This window comes from Rathayibacter sp. VKM Ac-2927, from assembly GCF_022815525.1.
GTDB classification, from domain to species: Bacteria; Actinomycetota; Actinomycetes; order Actinomycetales; family Microbacteriaceae; genus Rathayibacter; species Rathayibacter festucae.
The window spans coordinates 328,369-351,385 of record NZ_JALGRT010000003.1; the positions used below are offsets into that span (position 1 = coordinate 328,369).

Below are 23,017 nucleotides of genomic sequence, written 5' to 3' on the forward strand. Positions count from 1 at the left end.
CGGCATGATCTCCATCTTCTGAAGCGAGTTCGAGGACGATCTCGGACAAGTTGCACAATCCGTGCCACTTTCTTTCGGTCGCGGGACGCGTCGCCGTACGTTTCCGACTGTTGCTCAGCGCACGGCCCGGTTCATCCGGGTGCCGCCGCCCCACCGGTCCTCACTGCGACCGGGTGCGGGCGGCCCGGCCGTTGCTGAGCCGCCCGGAACGCACCGCTGCGTGTCTCCGGGGCTCCTCCCCCGTGCGAGGTCCCCGGTCCGTCGCGCCTCGGAGTCCTCGACCCCTGCGTCGGCGATCCGTCACTCCGCCCTCCGATCGAAAGACACCGCCATGTCGCGCATCACCTCCGCCACCCCGTCCACCCGCCGCACCCGCGCGCTCCTCCGCTCCCTCGCGGTCACCGCCGCCGTCGGGATCGCCGTCACCGGCGCCTCGTTCCAGGTCGCGCCGGCCGCCTCCGCCGCCCCGGCCGCGGCCGCCGCGAGCGCCTCGACCTTCGGGCCGGACGGCACGCACTACCCCTCCGACACCCCCGACATCCGCTCCGCGCTCCCCGCCGGCACGACCGTCGTCGACGTCGACGCCTCGGGCTCCGCGGTCCGCGCGGCGCTCGACGCCCTGACGCCCGCCCAGATCGCGGCCGGTGCCGTGGTCCGCGTGGCCCCGGGACGCATCGACGACCTCTCCGCGCTCGACGGCTATACGAACTCCGGCCCGCTCAAGGTGCTGATCACCGCGCGCGACGGCTTCCAGTCCGTGACCGGCGGCAGCTGGATGCTGAAGGGCGTCACCGGCATCACTCTGATGCGCTTCGACATCGGCTCGATCGACGTGAAGGGCGCGACCCACTCCTCGTTCGCCTGGCTGCGGATCGCGAACAACTGGATCGGCCTCGCCGCCTCGTCGGGGATCCCCGTGCGCGACGTCGAGCTGCTCGAGATCGTCGAGCCGGAGTCGAAGCTCAAGAGCGGCGACTCGGCGCAGATCAAGGCGTACGCGCCGAACACGGTGAGCGACGTGCTGGTCGCGGGCGACTACATCGCCCCCTCGTACTACCTCGACAAGCAGTACGGCGGCGGCGCGAACCCCGCCCGCCCGCACACGGACAGCCTCCAGATCGAGGGCGCCGGTATCACTGGTCAGGTCACCGTCCGCGACTCCGTCGTGTTCAGCTCGAACAACAGCGCCGTCATCGTCGGCGGCGTGAAGAACGTCCTCTTCGACCACGCGCTGATCGTCGGCGGCGACGTCGCCGCGCAGCGCTACCCGTTCCTCCCGGGCGGCGCGGGCTCCCCCGGCGCGATCAACGGCAAGGGCAGCGTCAGCGCGATCCAGGGCAAGGGCGGCGGCAACGTCGACGCCACCGACTCGATCTTCACCGGCTCGCTGCAGCCCACCTGGAACGCCGTCTCCGGCTCCCGGACCACCCTCACCGGCAAGGTCGCCCGGAGCGGCGGCTTCTCCGTCGACACCGCGCTCAGCGCGCTGACCGCCGCCGGCCTCGACGCGCTGGCTCCGCGGCCGACCACCGCCCTGCTCACCGGCGCGTGGGATCGGGTGACCGTCTCGGGCGGCACGACCGCCGCGTCCGCGAAGGTCGCCACACGGACGGCGGCTCCGACGCCCGCAGCCTCGGCCTCGCCGAAGACCGCCACGCCGGCTCCGAAGTCGACCTCCACTCCGAAGATCAGCGCTCCGAAGACCAGCGCTCCGCAGGCCACGACAGCCCCGAAGGCTCCCGCGACGCCCGCGCCCGCCGCCACCCCTGCTCCGGCCGCCGCGACGCCCGCTCCGAAGAAGGCCGCCGTCGACCGGACCGCGCCGACCGTCGCGATCACCTCGCCGCGCACCGGCACGGTGCTGGGCGGCACGACGACCGCCACCATCACCGCGACGGACGACACCGTCGTCAGCCGCGTCACCTTCCTCCTCGGCGGCACCGAGGTCGGCGACGCCGTGCGGAACGCCGACGGCACCTGGTCGCTGACCACCAGCACCGCGGGCACGCACGGGACCTTCCCGCTCACCGCCCGGGCGACCGACGCCGCCGGCAACAGCACCGTCAGCGCGCCCGTCACCGTGACCCTGAAGTAGCCCTCAGGCGGGTGGATCTCGATGCGCCCGCTGCGCGGGCTGCTCGATCAGCATGACCAGAGCGAGGTGGTGGGCCTGCTCGGCGACAACGGCGCCGGCAAGGCACCCTCCTGAAGATCCTCTCCGGAGTCGTCCCGATGACCTGGGGCGATTACTCCTGGGACGGGAGGCTGCAGCCCGAGGTGGACCGCCCGGTGACCGAGGAGCTCGGCGTGGAGACGATCCTCCAGGACTCGGCCCTCGTGCCGACGATGTCGATCAGCCGCAACATCTTCAGGGGCCGCGAGATCACCGACCGCCTCGGCTTCACGAGGACGAAGGAGATGGACGCGATCGCGACCGAGATCCTCGACACGGTCGTCACCATCGAGGGCACCACGAGCTCGCGTCAACTCGTCGCCTCGCTCTCCGGTGGGCAGGCGCAGGCCGTGACCATGGCCCGGGCCGTGCACTTCAAGCGGAGCCTGCTGATCCTCGACGAGCCGACCTCGGCCGTCGCGGTCCGGGCGACGGAGGCGCTGCTGAACTGCCTGCGCCAGCTGAAGACGGAGGGCGTGAGCTCGATCCTCGTCACCCACAACCTGCACCACGCCTACCAGGTCTGCGACCGGCACATCGTGATGAACCACGGCCCGCGACCGCTCACGGCCGCTTCGGCGCAGCGGCTCCCGTCGAACCCCGGACGACCAAGGTGGTCGTCAGCGACGGCCGGCCCTCGCTCATGGCCTCGCCGGCGAGGCCCGCGAGAAGGTCGGCCACGGCGCGCCGACCCGCTTCGACCAGCTGCGCGCGCACGGTCGTCAGCGGCGGCGAGATCAGCTCGCTGCCGAAGATGTCGTCGAATCCGGCGACGCTGAGCTCCTCCGGCACGCGGATCCCCTGTCCCGCCGCCGCCTGCATCAGTCCGAGGGCGAGGAGGTCGTTGAAGGCGATGACCGCCGTCGGCCGAGCGGCGAGGACTCGCCTCAAGGCGTCCTTCCCGCCGTCGATCGTCGGCGCGTTCGGCCCGATCTCGACCAGGGCGAAGCCGAGACGGTCCGCGTCCTCGAGCATGCGCTCGAACCGCCGGTCGCTGATCCACGAGGTGTCCGGGCCCGAGAGGTAGACGATCGATCGGTGCTCGAGCGCGGCCAGGTGCTCGAGGAGCTCCCCGACTCCGCTCTCGACGTCGGGAAGGATGCTCGGCACCCCCGGGACGGCGCGGTTGATGAGGATGACCGGCTTGCGCTCGGCGATGCTGACGATCCGCTCGTCGGAGAGGCGGGTCGTGGCCAGCACGATGCCGTCGACGGTCGGGATCAGCCGTTCGATGGCCTCGGCCTCCGCCTCGCCGGACTCCTGCGATTCGGCGATGACGAGCGTGTAGCCCGCCGCACTGGCGGCGTGCTCGGCGCCGCGGACGATACCGAAGACGACGGGGTTGGTGATGTCGGCGACGACCAGGGCGAGCGTGTGGCTCCGCCCGGACAGCAGGGCGCGAGCCATCGGGTTGAAGCGGAAGTTGAGCTGATCCGCCGCCGCGCGGACGCGCGCCTCGGTCTTCGCGCTGATCCGCCCCGGCTTCGACAGAGCGCGCGAGACGGTAGAGGGGGCGACGCCGGCCAGCTCCGCGATGTCGTAGATCGTCGCCGCGCCCCCGCGCCGGTGCAGGCGGGCCGCCAGCTCGGCGGGGATCTCGGCCGCGATCCCGTCAGGCATCGGTCGACCGGCGGAGGGGTGCGGCGAGGGGCATGGAGCGATCATCCCTGCTGACCGTGCGCGACGCCAACCCGCCGCGCACCGCGGCCGCGGCACCACCCCCCGCGACGGTCATCGGGCAGCCTCCGCGAAGACCTGTCCGCGGATCTCGTCGAGCACCCGCGCGACGGAGAGGGTCGCCGCGGCGTCGTGCTCGGGGTGCTCGAGGAGACCCGCCGAGACCGTCGCCGCCACCGATCGGATCATCGGCACGTAGCCGTTGCCCTCGCGCGGGCGCCGGAGCGGGATCGGCTCGCCGAACAGCGCTCCCTGCGAGCCCGCGTGCACTCGGGCGACGTCGCCGGCCCAGAACATGGCCGGGATCTCGATCCAGCCGGCGGTGCCGCTGACCGAGGCGGACGGGTCGAGGAACTCGAGGACGGAGCAGGCCAGCTGGGACGAGCCGCCGTCCCGGTGCTGCAGCGAGATCTGCGCCGCCACATCGACACCGTCCCGCACCACCCCGGTCGCGGAGACCGAGACGACCGGCCCGAGCAGCCACTCGGCGAGGGTGACCGGGTAGATGCCCTGGTCGAGCACCGTGCTGCCGCCGAGATCGGCCTGCCAGCGGCTGCCGCCGGCGGGGAAGGGCATCCCGAAGGCAGCGCGGACGTAGCGGGGTGTTCCGAGGACGCCGTCGCGCACCTCGCGCGCGACCTCGAGGTGGAGGGGGTTGAACGTCATCCACATCGCCTCCATGACGAAGCGGCCGTGCTCCGCGGCGGTCTCGAAGAGGCGTGCGGAGTCGGCGGCGCTGGTCGTCATCGGCTTCTCGACGAGGACGTGCTTGCCCGCCTCGAGCGCGCGCGTCGCGAACTCGAGGTGGGTGGCCGGCGGCGTGGCGACGTAGACGACGTCGATGTCGGGATCGCCGAGCAGGGCGTCCGGCTCCGTCGTGGAGCGCGGGACCCCGTGCGCGGCGGCGAAGGCCTCGACCGTCTCGGTGCGCCTCCCCCACACCGCGCCGACGACTCCGCCGGCCGCGCGGATGTCGGGGACGAAGGACTCCGAGATGCGGCCGGTGCCGAGGATCCCCCAGCGCAGCGGCGGTGCGTCGGCGCCGCCCTCGCTACTCATCGCTGGACGGCTTCGCGCCGTCGAGTCCGCGCCAGCGCTTGCGCAGCGCCCAGGCGGCGGCCTTGGGCTTGCGGTCGCGGGAGAAGACGCCCTTCTTGTTGCCGTCGACCCGGTGCAGACCGTTGTCGGTGGCGAAGTCGGCGAAGTTCCAGACCTGCTCGCCGACGAACTGGGGGAAGCGGTCGAAGACGCGGTGGTTGGCCTCGAGGTAGGCGATCTGGTACTCCTCGGTCCAGACGCGGTCCTCCCAGACGGAGTGCAGTCCGGGCTCGGTGTCGGCGCCGTACTCGCTCATCATGATCGGCTTGTCGATGCGGTCGATCCAGCCCTGGATGTCGCCCTGCAGGTAGGCCTGGGCGACGTCGAGCTCGCCGCCGGCGATGTACCAGCCGTAGTAGCGGTTGAGGCTGATCACGTCGAAGAGGTCGATGATCCGGTCGTTCTGGAAGGTCGCGAACATCACCAGGGAGTAGGTGAGCGGGCGGGTCGGGTCGAGTTCGCGGGCGAGCTTCACGAGCGGCTCGAAGTACTCGCGGGCGCCCTCCTCGTTCGAGGCCGGTTCGTTGGCGATGCTCCACATCACGACAGAGGGGTGGTTGCGGTCGCGGACGAGCAGCTCGCGGAGGTGCTGCGCGTGCGCGGCCTGGGTGTTGTCGTTGGCGAACTGCTCGGAGAAGGTCGGGAAGGGCGGCGTGCCGCTCATCCCGCCGACGACGCCCATGTTCAGGCCGACGGCGGCGGTCTCGTCGATCACGACGATGCCGTGGCGGTCGGCGAACTCGAGGACCTCCTCGGCGTAGGGGTAGTGCGAGGTGCGGAACGAGTTGGCGCCGATCCACTCGAGCAGCTGGAAGTCGTGCACGAGGTAGGCGTCGTCGTGGCCCTTGCCCCGGATCGGGGTGTCCTCGTGCTTGCCGAAGCCGGTGAAGTAGAAGGGCTCGCCGTGGTGTCGAGCACCGAGCCCCAGACCAGCATCTGCTGACCGTCGACCAGCTGAGCCGGGTCGAGCGAGTTCGGCGCCGAGACGGCCGCGACCTTGAGATCGGGGGCGGCGGCGGCAGCTCCCCCGGTGGCGGGCTCGGCGGCGTCGCTCGTGCAGCCGGTGAGGACCAGGGTGCTCGCGGCCAGAAGCGCGAGGGCGGCGGCGCCTCGGCGGCGGGGCAGGGGGATCGGCATGGTGTTCATACTCCTTTGGATGAGCGGGCGGAGACCGATTGCGCGGGAAGCGAGTTCGGCGGCCGTGCGGCTAGTAAAGCAGGGCTGATCCGATTTGACAATCGATTGCCAGATCGGACGGGAAGTGTGGTCTATTCGTTACTCGGCGAGGGCCGAGGCGGCGCGCTCGACGCGCTCGAGGACCTCGCCGTCGAGGAGCGCGGGCGAGGAGCCGCGGACGAGGTCGCGTGCGGTGACGTCCGCCGGGCTCGCGCCGACGAGACCGCGGCGCAGGGCGGCCAGGCACGCTCCGAGCGCGGCGATACTCCCCACGGCCCGGCCATCGGCGGCGAGCACGAGCTCGGCGACCGGCATGATCCGCAGCCGGAGCTTGGTCTCGGTGTCCTGCCCGATCTGCTGCAGCCGGTGCTCGATGCGGGGGTTCGCGAAGCGCTCGAGGAGCGCGACTCGGTACTCAGGGATCCCGAGGTCCGCGGGGAGCACGATGGCGGCGTCGTCCCAGAGCGCCTCGACCGCGGCACGGCAGACCGGGTCGGCGACGGCCGCCGCGACGGTCTCGTGCCCGCGCAGTCGTCCGAGCGCCGCGAGCAGGGTGTGCGCGCCGTTCAGGAGCCGGAGCTTGCGCGACTCCCACGGGTCGAGGTCGTCGACGAAGCGCGCGCCGGCGCTCTCCCAGGCCGGCCGGCCGGCCGGGAAGCGGCCGCTCAGCACCCAGTCGCGGAACGGCTCGGCCACCACAGGCGCCTCGTCCCCGTAGCGGGCGCGGAGCACGGCCTCCTCCTCGGCGGAGATCCGGGGGGTGATGCGGTCGATCGAGGTGGAGACGAAGGAGGCGTGCGCGTCGAGCCAGCCGCCGAGCTCCGGAGCGATCCCCTCGACCCAGGCCGAGACGCCGCGGGCGAGGCGACCGCCGTTGTCGGGGAGGTTGTCGCAGGAGACGATCGCGATCGGCCCGCTCCCCGCTCGGCGGCGGGACTCTAGCCCCAGCAGCAGGCGGCCGAGGGCGGTCTCCGCTGCCGCGTCCTGCGGGCCGAGCCGGCCGGCGGCGACAGCGGTGAGCTCCTCGCGATCACGCCGCACGAGCGGATCTTCGAGGTCGGGGCCGCCGTCCGCTGCGAGCCGGTAGCCGATCTCGGTGATGGTCAGCGTGACGACCGCCGTCTCCGGCGCGGAGAGATCGCGCAGCAGGCTCGGCAGATCGTCGCCGGCGTGCGCACGGACGACGCTGCCGATCGCCTCGGCCCGGTCGCCGTCCTCCGCGCGCTCCACGAGCGTGTAGAGCCCGTCCTGCCGGGTGAGCCGGTCCGCGAGATCGCGAGTGCGGCCGGTGTAGGCGGCGATCCCCCACTCGGAGCCGTCGTCGCTCGCCTGGGTGTACCAGGCGGTGTGCGATCGGCTGAAGGCGCCGAGGCCGAGGTGGACGATGCGGACGGGAGGCGCGGGAACGGCGCGGGCGAGGTGCGGCGCGGCGTCGGTCGAGACGGTAGTCGTGGTGGTGCTCACAGCTTGAAGACCCTTCTGGGCTGGTCCCCGACACCGTCGAGGAGGATGCGCTCGGCGGCGCGGGCGCTCAGGCGGCCCTCGGCGACCAGGCGCGCGAGGAACGCCGCGTCGGCTCGTCGGGCGGTGTCGTGGCGGGCGGGGATGGAGAGGAAGGCGCGGGTGTCGTCGATGAAGCCCGACCCGCGGGAGAAGCCGGCGGTCTCGGTCACCGCCGAGCGGAAGCGGCCGATCGCGTCGGGCGCGTCGAGGAACCACCACGGGGCGCCGATGTAGACCGACGGGTAGAAGCCGGCCAGCGGGGCGATCTCGCGCGAGTAGACGGTCTCGTCGACCGCGAAGAGCACCAGGTGGAAGTCGGGCTCGAGACCGAAGCGCTCGAGCAGCGGCCGCAGACCGCGGACGTAGTCGGTCGCGACGGGGAGGTCGTGCCCGGTATCCGGGCCGAAGCGGCGCCGGGTCGCGCTGCTGTGGTTGCGCAGGACACCGGCGTGGACGGTCATCACCAGGCCGTCCTCGACGCTCATCCGCGCCATCTGCAGCAGCATGTGCGCGCGGAAGAGCGCTCGCTCCTCCCCCGTGGCGGTGCCGGCGACGACGGTCGCGAACAGCGCCTGCGCCTCGACTGCGTCGAGATCGACGGTGAGCGGCTGCTCGACGCCGTGATCGGCCGAGACGGCGCCGTGGGCGCGGAAGTGTGCGCGCCGCTCCTCGAGGGCGCCGAGGTAGCCGGCGAACGTCGTCGGCTTCCCGGTGCCGCCGAGCAGCGCCTCGACGTCTTCGCGGAAGCACTCGGCGTCGGGGTCGAGGTAGCGGTCGGGCCGGAAGGTCGGCAGGACCCGGCCCGGGAGGGTGCCGGCGAGGGCTGCGTGGGCGGCGAGATCGTCGAGCGGATCGTCCGTGGTGGCGAGGACCTCGATGCCGAAGCGCTCGAAGAGCGCCCGGGGCCGGAAGCCGGGCGCGGCCAGGCGCTCGGTGATCGCGTCGTAGAGGCGGTCGGCCGATCCGGCGTCGAGCTCGGCGTCGACGCCGAGCACCTGCGACAGCTCCTCCTCGAGCCAGTAGCCGGAGGCGGTGCCGGCGAAGAGGTGCCAGTGCGCCCCGAGGGTCCGCCAGACCTCGCGGGGATCGGCCCGGTGCCCGCCGAGGCCGAGCGCGGCGTAGTCGACGCCGGCCGCGTGCAGGAGGCGGGTGACGTAGTGGTCCTTGGTCACCAGCAGGGCCACCGGGTCCTCGAAGGCGAGGTCGTCGCGGAGCAGCTCCACGGGGACGTGTCCGTGCGGAGAGAGGATCGGGGCCTGTGCGACGGCCTCGTAGAGACCGCGAGCGATCTCGCGGGTCCGCGGATCGGCCGGGAACAGCCGGTCAGGATCACGACGATGTGGAGAGAGCATGCCGACAGTCTGGGCAGATGGCAATCGCTTGTCAACCTAACGCCGCGCGCGTCCACCCACCTTCTGACCCTAGGTGGTTCGACGGTGTGGAACCGCTTGCCAAACCGTGGATGAGTCTGTTTCACTGGCCGAGCCCGCGCCGTCGCCGCACCGCCTGCGACGCGCTCCCCGCGGGCCAGACCGGAGAGACCGCCGCATGCGCATCGACAGAGCCGACGTCATCGTCACCAGTCCCGACCGCAACTTCGTCACCCTGAAGCTGACCACCGACGACGGCCTGACCGGCCTCGGCGACGCGACGCTCAACGGGCGCGAGCTCGCCGTCGTCGCCTATCTGCGCGAGCACGTCGTGCCGCTGCTGATCGGCCGCGACGCGTCGACCATCGAGGACACCTGGCAGTTCCTCTACCGCTCCGCCTACTGGCGCCGCGGCCCGGTGACGATGGCCGCGATCGCCGCCGTCGACATGGCGCTCTGGGACATCAAGGGCAAGGCCGCCGGCATGCCGGTCTACCAGCTGCTCGGCGGCGCCTCCCGCACCGGTCTGATGGCCTACGGCCATGCCTCGGGCAAGTCGAACAGCGAGCTGTTCGACAGCATCCGCTCGCACCAGGAGCAGGGCTACCGCTCGATCCGCGTGCAGACGGCCGTCCCGGGGCTGAAGTCGATCTACGGCATCGCCTCGAACATCACCGCCGAGGCGAACAAGGGCGTCCGCTACGACCACGAGCCCGCCCAGCGCGGCGGCCTGCCGGCCGAGGAGGACTGGGACACCCGCTCCTACCTGCGCCACCTGCCGACCGTGTTCGAGGCGGTGCGCAACGAGTTCGGTCCCGAGCTGCCGCTGCTGCACGACGGCCACCACCGGATGACGCCGATCCAGGCCGCGAAGCTCGGCAAGTCGCTCGAGCCGTACGACCTGTTCTGGCTCGAGGACTGCACGCCGGCCGAGAACCAGGAGGCGCTGCGCCTGGTCCGCCAGCACACCACCACGCCGCTCGCGATCGGCGAGATCTTCAACACCGTCTGGGACTTCAAGGACCTCATCCGCGACCAGCAGATCGACTACGTCCGCGGCGCCGTCACGCACATGGGCGGCATCACCGCGCTGAAGAAGACCCTCGAGTACGCGGCGCAGTACCAGATCAAGTCCGGCATGCACGGGCCCACCGACATCTCGCCCGTCGGCATGGCCGCCGCGATGCACCTGGGGCTGTCGATCCACAACTTCGGCATCCAGGAGTACATGCAGCACGGCGCGAAGACGAACGCCACGTTCCAGCAGTCCTTCACCTGGACCGACGGCTTCCTGCACCCCGGCGACGAGCCCGGCCTGGGCGTCGAGCTCGACGTCGACGAGGCGGGCAAGTACCCCTACGTGCAGGCCTACCTCCCCTACAACCGGCTCGCCGACGGCACCGTCCACGACTGGTGACCCGCGACCCCTCGACCGTCGATCCCTCGACCGTCGTCCCCTCGATCAGAGATGAGCACACCGTGAGCACGACAGCCCCCGTCACCGCCGGCAGCACGATCGGCGAATGGCTCGACCACCCGGAGGGCGGGCCGCTCGTGCGCGCCCTGCTCGCGCAGAGCGGCACGCAGGAGGAGATGCTCGCGCCGCTGCGCGGCCTCCCCCTGCAGCAGCTCGTCGCCGTCAGCAACGGGCAGATGCCGCAGTCGGTGATCGACGAGCTGGTGCTCGCTGCGAACGACGGAGTGCTCCCCGCCGACGCCGAGTCCTCCGGCTGGGCCGAGCGGGTGACGCCCGGACGCTTCGCCGGCCGCACGGTCGTCGTGACCGGCGCCGCCTCCGGCATCGGCCACGCCACCGCCTCCCGGATCGCGCGCGAGGGCGGCCGCGTCGTCGCCGTCGACGTCTCGGCGGAGCGCCTGGACGAGCTGGTGGCGAGCCACCCCGGTCTCGAGGTCGTCGCGGTGCGCGCCGACATCACGGCGCAGGCCGACGTCGACGCGCTCGTCGCCGCGGCGGACGGCCGGATCGACGCCCTCGCGAACGTCGCGGGCATCAACGACGACTTCTCCCCCGCGCACGAGACCAGTGACGCCGTCTGGGACCGCGTCATCGCCATCAACCTGACCGGACCGTTCAAGGTGCTCCGCGCGGTGCTGCCGACGATGCTCGCCGCCGGCCGGGGCTCGGTGGTCAACGTCGCCAGCGAGGCGGCGCTGCGCGGCAACAGCTCCGGCAACGCCTACACCGTCTCCAAGCACGGCGTCCTCGGCCTCACCCGCTCGGCGGCCTTCATGTACGGTCCGCAGGGGATCCGCGTGAACGCGGTCGCTCCCGGCGGAGTCGCCACCGGCATCCCGATGCCGCCGACGATGTCCGAGCAGGGCTCGGCCCGGCTGCAGCCGTTCCAGGCGATGATCCCGACGATCGCGACCGCCGAGCAGCTCGCCGCCTCGATCTGCTTCCTGCTCTCCGACGACGGCGTGAACATCAACGGTGCCGTGCTCGCCTCCGACGGCGGCTGGTCCGTCCAGTGAGCGCCGACCGTGTCCTCCCGCGGATCGAGCGCCGCGGCTCCGGCTCGCGGCTGATCGTCGACGGTGAGCCCTTCCTCGCCCTCGGCGGCGAGCTGCACAACTCCAGCCCGTCCAGCCCGGCCTACCTCGCTCCCGTCTGGGATCGCTTGGCCGCCGCCGGTGTGCGCTCCGTCATCGGCGCCGCGAGCTGGCAGCTCGTCGAGCCGGAGGAGGGCGTCTTCGACTTCACCGCCGTCGACGACCAGATCGCCCAGGCTCGGGCCCGCGGCATCCGGCTGATCCTGATCTGGTTCGGCTCGTACAAGAACGCCGAGTCGTCCTACGCGCCGAGCTGGGTGCGCCGCGACGAGGAGCGCTTCCCGCGGGCCGAGCGCGACGAGGAGAACCTGCTGACCGGCCGCTTCAGCCTCGACGGGCCGATCCTCAGCGTCTTCGGCGAGGACCTGCTCCGCGCCGACGCGCGCGCCTTCACCGCGCTGATGGCGCACCTGCGCGAGGTCGATCCCGAGCACACCGTCATCGCCGTGCAGGTGCAGAACGAGGTCGGCCTGCTCGGCGACAGCCGCGACCGCGGTCCCCTCGCCGAGGCGGCCTGGTCGGCCCCGGTGCCGCCGGCACTGCTCGACGGGCTCGCCGAGCGCGGCGACGCCCTGCAGCCGTGGCTCCGCGAGCTGTGGACCTCGCAGGGCGCGCGCTCCACCGGCAGCTGGGCGGAGGTCTTCGGCAGCGGCCGGGAGGCCGACGAGGTCTTCATGGCCTGGGGCTTCTGCCGATTCGTGAACCACGTGGCGGCGGCCGGTGAGCGCGAGTACCCGCTGCCGATGTTCACCAACGCCTGGCTGGGACCGCAGCCGAACGCTGCGGAGCCCGGGCAGTACCCCAGCGGCGGACCGGTGGCGCGGATGATCGACGTCTGGCAGATCGGCGCACCGACGCTCGCGCTGCTCGCGCCGGACATCTACATCGAGGACTTCGCAGGCGCGGTCGCCTCGTTCGACGTCGCCGGCAATGCGATCCTCGTGCCGGAGGCGCGCCCCGAGCCGGGACTGGCGAGCGTGGCTGTCGGCGCCCACGCGGCTCTCGGCTTCCACGTCTTCGGGATCGAGGACGTGCTCGACCACGAGGAGCTCTTCCGGGAGTTCGAGGTCCTGCAGTCGCTGTCGTCCGTGATCACGGACGCCCAGATCGACGACCGGATCCACGGCTTCCGGCTCGCCACCGGCGCGAGTGAGACGGTCGAGCTGGGCGGCTACTCCGTCACGGTCTCCGGCCCGCTCGACACTCGCGGCATGTTCGGCGAGGGCACGGGCGACTCCGCCGCGGTCGTCACCGGCTACGGCGTCGTGATCCACCTCGGCGGGGACGAATTCCTCGTCGCCGCTCGCGGCGCCACCGTCCGCTTCTCCCGGCCAGGCGAGCTCGTCGAGTGGGACACCCTGACCGAGGAGACCTTCGTCGACGGCCAGTGGCGGCCCGGCCGCACGCTGAACGGCGACGAGCGCTACTTCATGTTCCCGACCCACGACCTCCGGGTCGTGCGGATCGAGCTCCTCCGCCGTCCGATCAGGGCGAGGCGATGAGCCGCAGGAACACGTCGAGCAGCGGCAGCGCGCGGCGGCCGGGGTCGAGCAGCGACTGGATGCGCAGGCCGTCGATCATCGCCAGGACGAGGGTGATCTTCTCGTCCGCGGTGACCTCCTCGCCGTCCTCCGCCGCTGCGAGCCGGGTGGTGGAGAAGTAGCCGCGGACCCGGTCGCGCCGCTGCACGAAGAAGTCGTGCGCGGGATGGCCGGGGTCCGTGGCGGCGATCGTGATCGCGAGCCAGTTGCGCTGCTGCTCCGGATGCGCGAACTCCTCCGCGAAGACGCTCGAGAGCACCTGCTCCGGCGAGTGCTCGGAGGCGAGGATCCGCTCGGCGAGCGCGATGTCGTCGGCGTCGCGCTGCCGGAGGGCCTCGAGCAGCAGCTCGTCCTTGGTGGCGAAGTGGCGCAGCAGGGCGGCGTGGGTGAGGTTCGCGCGGGAGGCGATGTCGCGCAGCGACGCCCGCTCGAAGCCGTGCTCCGCGAAGCTCGCGGACGCGGCGCGGACGATCTCCGCCTTCCGCGCCGGGGTGGACGCATAGGGCCCCCTACGGCCGCGGGGCGGCGCGTCGGCCTGCTCGGTTCCAGTCGTCATGGGCTCCTCCTCCGTCGCAGGGAGTTCACTCCCGTTGTCGCTTGTCAAAGCTAACCACACTGGTTACGGTTCGAAAGGTGACCACGGTGGTCACCATTCACCGGAGCACCGACGCTCCGGTCCCCGCGACGCCGCGGGCGCACGCCACCTGATGAAGGAGTCTCGGTGACCACGCACGATCCCGAAGTCCACGTCCCCGCCGGCGCTGGGACCTCCCCCGCCGCTCCGGCCGCCGAGCCCGGGGCGGTGCCACCGATCGACCTGGTGAGCCCCGCTGCGGCCGAGGCGCAGAAGCCGGTCAGCCGCAGCTACATCCTCTGGCTGATGCTCGCCAGCTTCGGCGGCTCGATGGCGATGATGGTGCCGCTCTCCTACGGCATCGCGCTGCGGATCTCGGAGCTCGCGCCCGGGCAGGAGCAGCTGCTCGGCGTCATCACCGGCATCGCGCAGGTCGTCTACCTGCTGATCAGCCCGCTCGTCGGGCTGTGGAGCGACCGGACCCGCTCGCGCTGGGGCCGCCGCACGCCGTTCCTCTTCCTCGGTGCGGGCATCGGCCTCACCGGCCTCCTGCTGATGGGCTTCGCGCCGAACCTGCTCCTGGTCGGCTGCGGCTGGGTCCTCGGCATGGCCGGCTGGTCGATCTCCGGGGCCGCCGTGCAGACGCTGCAGGCGGACAAGCTGCCCGACTCGCAGCGCGGGAAGGTCTCGGCGCTGACCAACCTGATGAACCAGGTCGCCCCCATCCTCGGCATCGGCATCGCCTACGCCGTGTCCTCGAGCACGCTCCTCGTCTTCGCGATCCCCGGCCTGATCGGCGCGATCCTGATCGCGGTGTTCCCCTTCGTCAAGCCGGAGGGCAGCTCGAAGTCCCTTCCCGCCGGTGCGACCGTCACCCTCGGCTCCGTGATGCGCAGCTACGGCTTCGACGTCCGCCGCTACCCCGACTTCTCCTGGAACTGGCTCGGCCGCTTCGTCTTCTTCATCGGCCTCTACTTCAACACCACGTTCGGCACCTTCTTCTACGCGCAGCGGCTCGACCTGCCCGTCCGCGAGGTCGCCGGAGTCGTGGCCAGCATCGGCATGCTCGGCGTCGTCGCCGCGACCGGCGGGGCGCTGCTCGGCGGCTTCCTCTCCGACCGGCTGAAGCGCCGCCGGCTCTTCGTCGCGATCTCCGCCGTCGTCTTCGTCGGCGGCGCCGTGACGGAGGCGTTCGCCTGGTCGCTGCCCCAGCTCATCATCGGCGCGGTGCTCATGCAGCTGGCGATCGCCATCTTCGCGACCGTCGACCAGGCGATCATCTTCGCGATCCTCCCCGACCGGAGCGAGGCCGGCCGCTACATGGCCGTCGTCGCCTTCGCCCAGAAGATCCCGAGCGCCGTGGCACCCCTGATCGCCGCGGCGATCATCAGCATCGGCGCGATCGGCGCCGAGAAGAACTACACCCTGCTCTACCTGGTCGGCGCATCCTTCGCGCTGATCGGCGGTCTGATGATCGCGGCCAAGGTCAAGGCGGTCCGATGAGCGCCCACGACGAGCAGGTCCCGCCCGCTCCCTTCGCCCTGACGGTCGACAGCGGCGGAGACCGCGTGCCCACCACGACCGGCTCGCCCCGACTCTCCTGGAAGCTGCCCGTCGGCGGCGCCGCCGAGCGCTACGAGATCGACGCCGTCGTCGACGACCGGCTGCTGCCCGTCGCCCACGCCACTGCGTCGACCTTCGTCGAGTGGCCCTGGGCCGCTCTTGCGAGCCGGAGCCGGGTCGAGTGGCGGGTCCGCGCGGAGCGGCCGGGCGCGGCGTGGTCGCGCTGGGCCGCCTTCGAGGTGGGCCTGCTCGCCGAGGACTGGACCGCGTCGTGGATCTCTCCCGCCCCGCCCGCGGCCGACGACGAGGACGCGGACGGCCCCGCCGGCCGGCGGCCCGCGCACCTGCTCGTGGTCGACATCGAGCTCGAGCAGGAGGTCCGCAGCGCGCGCCTCTACTCGACGGCGCTGGGCCTGTACACCGCGACAATCAACGGCAGCCGCGTCGGCGCCGTGGAGCTCTCCCCCGGCTCCACCTCCTACGACCGCACCCTGCACGCGCAGGCGGCCGACGTGACCGACGTACTGCGCGCCGGCGCGAACCGCGTCGAGGTCGAGCTCTCCGACGGCTGGTACCGCGGCGAGGTCGGCGCCTTCCGGGTCCCCGCCGAATGGGGCACGACCCTCGGCTTCCGCGCCGAGCTGCACCTCGAGCTCGTCGACGGCAGCCACCGCGTCATCGGCACCGGCGACTCCTGGACGAGCGCACCCTCCCGGATCACCGGCGCCGGTCTCATGGACGGCCAGACCCTCGACCTCACCGCGGCCGAGGCGCCGGCGCGGCCCGTCCTGGTCGATGTCGTCGACGCCCCGGCGATCGAGTGGTCGCCCGCTCCGCCGGTCCGCGTGATCGAGGCCCGAGGGCCGGTCGGCGCCCGCGAGGTCCGCCCGGGAGTCTGGGTGCTCGACTTCGGGCAGAACGCCTCCGGCCGGCTCCGGCTCGAGGAGCTCGGCCCCGAGGGCACCCGGACCGTCCTCGAGTTCGGGGAGCACTGCGGCCCGGACGGCGACCTCTCCACGGCGCACCTCGACTCCCACCGCCCCGGCGAGCCGGCCACGCTGTTCGTCCAGCGCGACGAGGTCGTCGCCGGAGCGACTGCCGAGGCCTTCGAGCCGCGGCACACCGTGCACGGCTTCCAATACGCGCGGATCACCCGCCACGGCGCTCCGTTCGACCCCTCGACCGTCTCGATGCGCATCGTGCACACCGATCTGGACAGCGCCGGCACCTTCGCGTGCAGCGACCCCGACCTTGTCCGCCTGCACGAGATCGCCGAGTGGAGCTTCCGCGGCAACGCCGTGGACGTGCCGACCGACTGCCCGACCCGCGAGCGGCTCGCCTGGTCCGGGGACTACCAGGTGTTCGTGTCCACGGCGACGCGCCTCTTCGACGTGCACGGCTTCACCCGCAAGTGGCTGCGCTCCGTCCGCGACGACCAGCTCGACGACGGCCGGATCACGAACTTCTCTCCCGACGGCCGCCGCATCAAGCACCACGTCGACCAGCAGTTCGCGCAGATGACCGGCTCCGCCGGCTGGGGCGACGCCATCGTCGCCGTGCCCTGGGAGCTGTACCGCGACTCCGGCGACCGGCTGGTCCTCGAGGAGAACGTCGCGGCGATGATCCGCTGGGTGGAGTGGGCGCTGGAGCAGGCGCGCACCAAGCGCCACCACGTCCGGGTGCAGCGCTCCCCCGAGCCGGAGTGGTTCGAGGAGTTCCTCTGGGACGGCACCTTCCACTGGGGCGAGTGGATCGAGCCGCGCGAGCACGACGCCGACGGCCGGCCGATCGACCCGGTGCAGGCCGACCCGATGGCCTGGTTCACCGCCGACAAGGGCGAGGTGGGCACCGCCTACCTGCACCGCTCGACGGCGACCCTCGCCCGGATCGCCGGTCTGCTCGGCCGCACCGCCGACGCCGATCGCTACGCCGCGCTGGCCGAGCGCATCCGCGACGCCTGGCGGGCCGCCTACCTCCGCGAGGACGGGATCACCTCCGTCGACTCGCAGGCCTCCTACGTCCGCGCGCTGTCCTTCGGACTCGTCCCCGAGCACCTGCGGGCCGCGGCCGCCGATCGACTCGTCGACCTCGTCCACGCCGCAGACGACCACCTCGGCACCGGCTTCCTCTCCGCCGGCGACCTGCTGCCGGTGCTGACCGAGGCGGGCCGCGCCGACGTCGCCTACTCCCTGCTGCGCCGGCGCACCGCGCCGTCCTGGCTGCACATGCTCGACCGCGGCGCCACCACGGTCTGGGAGGACTGGGAGGGGATCGACGACGCGGGCCAGGCCCACGAGTCGCTCAACCACTACAGCAAGGGCGCGGTCGTCCGCTTCCTGCACAGCCACCTGCTCGGGCTGCGCCAGGACGAGGACTCGACCGGCTGGCGCTCCGTCGTCGTCGCGCCCGTCCCCGGCCCGGACCTCGACTGGGCCCGCGGAACCCACGAGTCGCCGCGGGGCACCCTCCGCGTCGAGTGGCGCCGCGAGGGCGACGACCTCGTCGTCGACGTCGACCTGCCGGAGAGCACCACCGGACGGCTGCTCTTCCCAGACGGGCACGAACTCCCGCTGGCCCCGGGTGCGACCCGCGCCGCGCGGCCGCTGCCCACCACCTCCTCCGCACCCCACCACGACGCACCCGACCACGACGCCGCGCTCGCGACGGCGCAGACCGAAGGACGATCATGACCGCTTTCCCGACCGGCTTCCTCTGGGGCTCCGCCACCGCCGGCCACCAGATCGAGGGCAACAACACCAACAGCGACTGGTGGGCCCGCGAGCAGCTGATGCCCGGCATGGAGCTCTCCGGCGACGCCTGCGACAGCTACCACCGCTACCGCGAGGACATCGCGCTGCTCGCGGACGCCGGCCTCACCGCCTACCGCTTCAGCCTCGAGTGGTCGCGGATCGAGCCCGTGCGCGGGCACTTCTCCCGGGCCGAGCTCGCCCACTACCGCCGGATGATCGAGTTCTGCTTCGAGCGCGGCGTCACCCCCGTCGTCACCCTGCAGCACTTCACCACTCCCCAGTGGTTCGCCGAGAACGGCGGCTGGACCGCCGAGGACGCCTCCGCACTGTTCGAGCGCTTCGTCACCGAGGCGACGACGATCCTCGACGGCGTCGAGTGGGTCGTGACCATGAACGAGCCGAACATGCAGGCCGCCATCATGACCGCGATGCGCCGCCTCAGCGAGGCCGGCAGCGGCGAGTGGCAGAGCCCGACCGTCGAGGCCGCCGACGACGGAGGCGGAGAGAAGACGTCCCACGGCGACTTCCTCACCTACGCCGACCCCGAGCTCGGCCGGATGTTCACCCGTATCCACCACGCCGCCCGCGCGATCGTGCGCGAGCGCACCTCGGCCAAGGTCGGCTGGACCATCGCCGCCGGCGCACTGACCGCCGCCCCCGGCGGCGAGGAGAAGCTGCTCGAGATCCGCCTCGGCAAGGAGGACGTCTACTGGGAGGGCAGCCGCGGCGACGACTTCGTCGGCGTCCAGGCCTACTCCAGCCAGGAGGTGGACGCGCGCGGTCTCGTCCCGCACCCGCCGCACCCCGACAACACCCTCGTCGGCACCGCCTACCGCCCCGACGCACTCGCGATGGCGGTGCGCCACGCCTGGGAGGTGACGCAGGGCGTCCCCGTCCTCGTCACCGAGAACGGCATCGCGACCGCCGACGACACCCAGCGCATCCGCTACACGGATGAGGCGCTGCAGGGTCTCGCCGACACGATCGACGAGGGCGTCGACGTGCGCGGCTACCTGCACTGGTCGCTCCTAGACAACTTCGAGTGGGGCCACTGGGAGCCCACCTTCGGCCTGATCGCTGTCGACCGCGAGACCTTCGTCCGCTCGCCCAAGCCCAGCCTCGCCTGGCTCGGCCGGGTCGCGTCGCAGAACGCGCTCGGCGCGGAGGTCGCCCGATGAGCGCCGCGTTCATCGACGCGACCGCCGTCCGCGTCGCGCAGCTGCTCGATCTGACCGGCCGCCGCGCGGTCGTCACCGGCGGCGCCCAGGGGCTCGGCCGGGCGATCGCCGCCCGGCTCGCCGAGGCCGGCGCCGCCGTCGCGGTCGCCGACCTCGACCTGGGCCGGGCTGAAGCCGCGGCCGCGGGGCTGCCCACCGGGTCGCGCGCCCTCGGGGTGCGGATGGACGTGACCGACTCCGCCTCCGTCGCCGAGGCGGCCGCCCGCGTCGAGGCAAAGCTCGGCGGCATCGACATCTGGATCAACAACGCCGGGATCTTCCCGGCCGTGCCGGTCACGCAGATGTCCGACGAGACCTGGGAGCAGGTCTTCGCGGTGAACACCCGCGGCGTCTTCCACGGCTCCCGCGAGGCCGCCCGCCGGATGACCGGTGGCGGCGTGATCGTCAACATCGTCTCGACCGCCGGCTTCCGCGGGACGGCGCCGGGTCTCGCCGCCTACGTCGGGTCCAAGCACGCCGTCCGGGGCATGACGAAGCAGATGGCGCTCGAGTTCGCCCCGCTGGGGATCCGCGTGCTCGGCGTCGCGCCGACCTTCGTCCCCACCGAGGGCAACCTGGCCGCCGCGGCCGCGGGAGCCGCGGCGCTCGGCGACGGGCCGGCACCGGACATGCCGGTGATGACGAGCAGCCTGATCGGCCGGATCGGCACTCCGGACGACATCGCGCGCGTCGTCCTCTTCGCCGCGAGCGACCTCGCCTCGATCATGACCGGCAGCACCCTGCTCGCCGACGCCGGCCAGACGATCTGAGAAGCGCCGGCAGCGACCGCGCCCCGGACTCCACGTCCGGGGCGCGGTCGCGTGCTCACTGCGGTACGCCCGCCGCCAGTGCCGGGAACTCGTAGACGAAGCCGCCGTCGGCGCCGCTGATCGTCGCGTAGGCCCGCGTCGTGCCCGGCTCGATCGCGATGTTCGTCGCAGAGCTCAGCCCAGTCGACTCGTCCGCCGGCACCGCGACGGTCTGCAGGAGCGCGCCGGAGGTGTCGTAGACGAGGATCTCCGGTCGACTGTGCAGACCGACGTAGAGGTTGCCGTCGGCGTCGACCGCGATCGAGTCGACCTGGCCGATGCCGGGTGAGGCGTGGATCGCCGGGAACGCGGTCGCGATCTCGGCGCCGCCCTCGGCGAGGGTCATCCGGTCGATCCGGTTGCCGGTGTTGAGGCTCACCCACAGCTCACCGTGGCCGGGCGAGAAGGCGATGCCGTTCGGGGACGGCAGCTCGCTCGCCAGCACGGTCGCCGCACCGGTCGCCGGGTCGACGCGGACGACGCGGCCGGACGCCTCCCAGTACGGGTCCTGCGCGCCGGCGGCGTCGGTGACGTAGAGGGCGCCGTCCTCGCCGAACGCGATGTCGTCCGGCTGCATCGGGACGCCGTCGATCGGGCCGGTGACGACGTCCCGGACGTCCTCGCCCTCGGCGGTCATGCTCCGCACGGAACCGCTGAGGAAGTCGGTGACGTAGAGCCGCCCGTCCCCGGGGTGGAACTGCGCGGAGGTGAGCGCGGAGGCGTCGTCGGTCCAGACGGGCTCGACGCTCTCCTCCTCCAAGTCGATCCGGAGCACCTTGCCGGCGCCGGGCGGGGCGGTGACGTCGACGACGTAGAGGCTGCCGTCGGGGCCGAAGGTCGGGCCCTCGAGCAGGGTCATGCCGGTCGTCTCGTGCACCTCCGTCACCTGCAGCACCCGCTCGGCGGTGACGACCGACGGAGTCGCCGACACGGGTGCGGCTGCGGGGTCGCCCGCGTCGGTGCAGCCCGCCAGGGCACCGGCGAGCAGGACCGGGACGGCGATCGCCGGCCGCCTCATCGCGAGGCTCCGACGCCGGCGCCGACGAGCACATCGCCCATCCCGTCCTCGCGCCAGGCGCGCAGCAGGCGGTGGAACGCGATCGGTCCGGGGCTGTAAGTCGCGCCGCCGATCGAGCGGGTGCCCTCGCCGTTGTAGTAGCCGGGCGTGCACTCGGCCTGGAACGCGCCGGTGTCGGCCGCGGTCTCCTGGATCGTGCGGACCCACGCCTCCTCCGCCTCGACGCTGGGCTCGAGGTAGCGGGCGCCGACCTGGCGGCCGCGGGCGATGACGGCGGCGATGTGCTCGGCCTGCTCGAGCAGGATGTGCGCGAAGTTGACGGAGTTGGCGTTCTGGATGCCGCTGAGGTGGAACAGGTTGGGGAAGCCGTGCGAGGAGAAGCCGTGCAGGGTGCGCGGGCCGCGGGCCCACGCCTCCAGCAGCGTGCGGCCGTCGCGGCCGACGACGGGCAGCGTGCCGGACATGACGCCGGAGATGCCGACCTCGAAGCCGGTGGCGAAAATGACGCAGTCGACCTCGTAGGCGGTGTCGCCGACGACGACCTCGGTCTCGGTCATCCGGGTGATGCCGCCGGTGTCGGCGGTGTCGACGAGGCGGACGTTCGGCCGGTTGAAGGTGGGCAGGTAGGTGTCGCTGAAGCCGGGGCGCTTGCACATGTAGCGGTACCAGGGCTTGAGCGCCGCCGCGGTGGCGGGATCCTCGACGGTGGCGTCGACGCGGGCGCGGAGCCGGTCCATGGTGTCGAGGTCGGCGAGCTCGTCGCGCCGCTCGCGCTCCTCGGCCGGCAGCGAGGTGTCGACGACGCCGGAGAGGATCTGGCGCTGCAGCTGGACGGTCTTCGTCCAGCCGTCCTGCACGAGCGACTCGTCGACCGGCTCGCCCGCGAGCACCGCGAGGAAATTCTCCATCCGCTCGCGCTGCCACCCCGGCCGCAGCGACGCGACCCACTCCGGGTCCGTCGGCCGATTGTCGCGCACGTCGACCGTGGAGGGCGTGCGCTGGAAGACGATCAGCTCGCGGGCGTCCGCGCCGACGTGCGGGATCACCTGCAGCCCGGTCGCACCGGTGCCGACGACGGCGACGCGCTTGTCGGCGAGACCGGTCAGGCCGCCGTCCGGGGTGCCACCGGTGTAGCCGTAGTCCCAGCGGCTGGTGTGGAACGTGTGCCCGCGGAAGGTCTCGATGCCGAGGATTCCGGGCAGCTTCGGCTGGGTGAGGGTGCCGGAGGAGGTGACGACGAAGCGGGCGCGGAAGGCGTCGCCGCGGTCGGTCTCGACGAGCCACTCCTCCGCCTCCACGTCCCAGGTCAGCGCGGTCGCGCGGGTCTGGAAGAGCGCGTCGCGGCAGAGGCCGTAGTGCTCGGCGATCGCGACCGCGTGCCGGCGGATCTCCTCCCCCGGCGCGTAGCGCTCGGACGGGACCGTGCCGACCTCCTCGAGCAGCGGGAGGTAGACGGAGGACTCCACGTCGCAGCGCACGCCCGGGTAGCGGTTCCAGTACCAGGTGCCGCCGACGTCGCCCGCCTCGTCCATCAGGCGCAGCGACTCCACCCCCGCCTCACGCAGCCGCGACGCGGTCAGCAGACCGCCGAAGCCGGCGCCGATCACGAGCGCCTCGACCCGGTCGGTCACCGGCTCGCGCTCGACGCGCTCCGTGTACGGGTCCTTCGCGTAGTAGCCGAACTCCCCCGCCGCGCGCCGGTACTGCGTCGCGGCGTCGGGGCGGGCCCGGCGGTCGCGCTCGGCGCGGTACCTCTCGCGGGCGGCCTCGAGGCGGCGCTCGTCGTCGGGGGTGAGGGCGTCGGAGGTCAGGGTGCTGTCGGTCATGCGGGCTCGCTCTCGTCACGCGCGCCGGCGCGACGACGGACCCCGGCACGGGCCGACGGCGGGACTCCCCCGCGGGCGCCGACACGACTCCGGATCGGTTTCTTGCTCTCCCAGAAGGTTAGCTTCGAACTAAGTGATCGAGCTGGGGATC

General features: G+C 72.5%; 16 protein-coding genes and 1 pseudogene. 9 read left to right on the forward strand and 8 right to left on the reverse strand.

All coding sequences use genetic code 11. The features are described 5' to 3' along the window. The first annotated feature begins 331 nt into the window (after positions 1-331). Positions 332-2,095, forward strand: a complete 1,764-nt coding sequence (locus tag MT353_RS10685) for an Ig-like domain-containing protein (protein WP_243624378.1) — start codon at positions 332-334, stop codon at positions 2,093-2,095. A 137-nt stretch (positions 2,096-2,232) separates the two neighbouring features. Then, positions 2,233-2,526: pseudogene (locus MT353_RS22120) on the forward strand (hypothetical protein); the annotation flags it as partial. A 211-nt stretch (positions 2,527-2,737) separates the two neighbouring features. Here MT353_RS22120 and MT353_RS10695 read toward each other — a convergent pair. The 5 genes from MT353_RS10695 to uxaC all read right to left on the reverse strand — a co-directional run bounded on the left by MT353_RS10695 (position 2,738) and on the right by uxaC (position 8,979). Then, a complete protein-coding gene (locus MT353_RS10695) occupies positions 2,738-3,793 on the reverse strand; it encodes a LacI family DNA-binding transcriptional regulator (RefSeq protein ID WP_159422827.1) in 1,056 nt (351 codons plus the stop codon). 111 nt (positions 3,794-3,904) lie between these two features. Beyond that, the gene (locus MT353_RS10700) at positions 3,905-4,909 is read right to left on the reverse strand and encodes a Gfo/Idh/MocA family protein (protein WP_243624380.1); all 1,005 of its coding nucleotides are present in this window, start codon (positions 4,907-4,909) and stop codon (positions 3,905-3,907) included. Next, the gene (locus MT353_RS10705; protein ID WP_308197522.1) at positions 4,902-6,008 is read right to left on the reverse strand and encodes a glycoside hydrolase family 2 TIM barrel-domain containing protein; all 1,107 of its coding nucleotides are present in this window, start codon (positions 6,006-6,008) and stop codon (positions 4,902-4,904) included. The genes MT353_RS10700 and MT353_RS10705 overlap by 8 nt, the downstream gene beginning before the upstream one ends. A gap of 215 nt (positions 6,009-6,223) precedes the next feature. Then, a complete protein-coding gene (locus MT353_RS10710; RefSeq protein WP_243615551.1) occupies positions 6,224-7,588 on the reverse strand; it encodes a mannitol dehydrogenase family protein in 1,365 nt (454 codons plus the stop codon). Then, the gene (gene uxaC / locus MT353_RS10715; RefSeq protein ID WP_243624381.1) at positions 7,585-8,979 is read right to left on the reverse strand and encodes a glucuronate isomerase; all 1,395 of its coding nucleotides are present in this window, start codon (positions 8,977-8,979) and stop codon (positions 7,585-7,587) included. Before uxaC ends, MT353_RS10710 begins: the two co-directional genes overlap by 4 nt. Positions 8,980-9,175: 196 nt before the next feature. On the opposite strand from uxaC, the gene manD reads away from it, so the two are divergent. From manD to MT353_RS10730, 3 genes are all read left to right on the forward strand, one after another. After that, positions 9,176-10,414 carry a D-mannonate dehydratase ManD gene (gene manD, locus MT353_RS10720; protein WP_243624382.1) on the forward strand — a complete coding sequence of 413 codons (1,239 nt, stop codon included), beginning with the start codon at positions 9,176-9,178 and terminating at the stop codon, positions 10,412-10,414. 62 nt (positions 10,415-10,476) lie between these two features. Further along, positions 10,477-11,490, forward strand: a complete 1,014-nt coding sequence (locus MT353_RS10725) for an SDR family NAD(P)-dependent oxidoreductase (RefSeq protein WP_243624383.1) — start codon at positions 10,477-10,479, stop codon at positions 11,488-11,490. Further along, positions 11,487-13,070, forward strand: coding sequence for a DUF5597 domain-containing protein (locus MT353_RS10730; protein WP_243624384.1), 1,584 nt, complete (start codon positions 11,487-11,489; stop codon positions 13,068-13,070). Before MT353_RS10725 ends, MT353_RS10730 begins: the two co-directional genes overlap by 4 nt. Here MT353_RS10730 and MT353_RS10735 read toward each other — a convergent pair. Beyond that, complete coding sequence (locus MT353_RS10735; RefSeq protein WP_243624385.1) at positions 13,054-13,665, reverse strand: TetR/AcrR family transcriptional regulator; 612 nt, start codon at positions 13,663-13,665, stop codon at positions 13,054-13,056. The two genes, MT353_RS10730 and MT353_RS10735, sit on opposite strands and share 17 nt — an antisense overlap. 165 nt (positions 13,666-13,830) lie before the next feature. Between MT353_RS10735 and MT353_RS10740 the strand changes: the two genes are divergently transcribed. Genes MT353_RS10740 through MT353_RS10755 form a run of 4 tightly spaced genes read left to right on the forward strand, consistent with a single transcriptional unit; the run spans position 13,831 to position 19,983 of the window. After that, a complete protein-coding gene (locus MT353_RS10740) occupies positions 13,831-15,186 on the forward strand; it encodes an MFS transporter (protein ID WP_243624386.1) in 1,356 nt (451 codons plus the stop codon). Then, positions 15,183-17,936, forward strand: coding sequence for an alpha-L-rhamnosidase (locus MT353_RS10745; protein ID WP_243624387.1), 2,754 nt, complete (start codon positions 15,183-15,185; stop codon positions 17,934-17,936). The genes MT353_RS10740 and MT353_RS10745 overlap by 4 nt, the downstream gene beginning before the upstream one ends. After that, positions 17,933-19,174, forward strand: a complete 1,242-nt coding sequence (locus tag MT353_RS10750) for a glycoside hydrolase family 1 protein (RefSeq protein WP_243624388.1) — start codon at positions 17,933-17,935, stop codon at positions 19,172-19,174. The genes MT353_RS10745 and MT353_RS10750 overlap by 4 nt, the downstream gene beginning before the upstream one ends. Next, the gene (locus tag MT353_RS10755; protein WP_243624389.1) at positions 19,171-19,983 is read left to right on the forward strand and encodes an SDR family NAD(P)-dependent oxidoreductase; all 813 of its coding nucleotides are present in this window, start codon (positions 19,171-19,173) and stop codon (positions 19,981-19,983) included. Before MT353_RS10750 ends, MT353_RS10755 begins: the two co-directional genes overlap by 4 nt. Positions 19,984-20,038: 55 nt before the next feature. Here MT353_RS10755 and MT353_RS10760 read toward each other — a convergent pair whose 3' ends face one another. Together MT353_RS10760 and MT353_RS10765 are read right to left on the reverse strand one after the other, a co-directional pair. After that, on the reverse strand, positions 20,039-21,040 hold the full coding sequence (locus MT353_RS10760) for an SMP-30/gluconolactonase/LRE family protein (protein ID WP_243624390.1): 1,002 nt from the start codon (positions 21,038-21,040) through the stop codon (positions 20,039-20,041). Beyond that, positions 21,037-22,866 (reverse strand): NAD(P)/FAD-dependent oxidoreductase, encoded by a 1,830-nt coding sequence (locus tag MT353_RS10765; protein WP_243624391.1) that lies wholly within the window; start codon positions 22,864-22,866, stop codon positions 21,037-21,039. Before MT353_RS10765 ends, MT353_RS10760 begins: the two co-directional genes overlap by 4 nt. Positions 22,867-23,017: the final 151 nt, after the last annotated feature.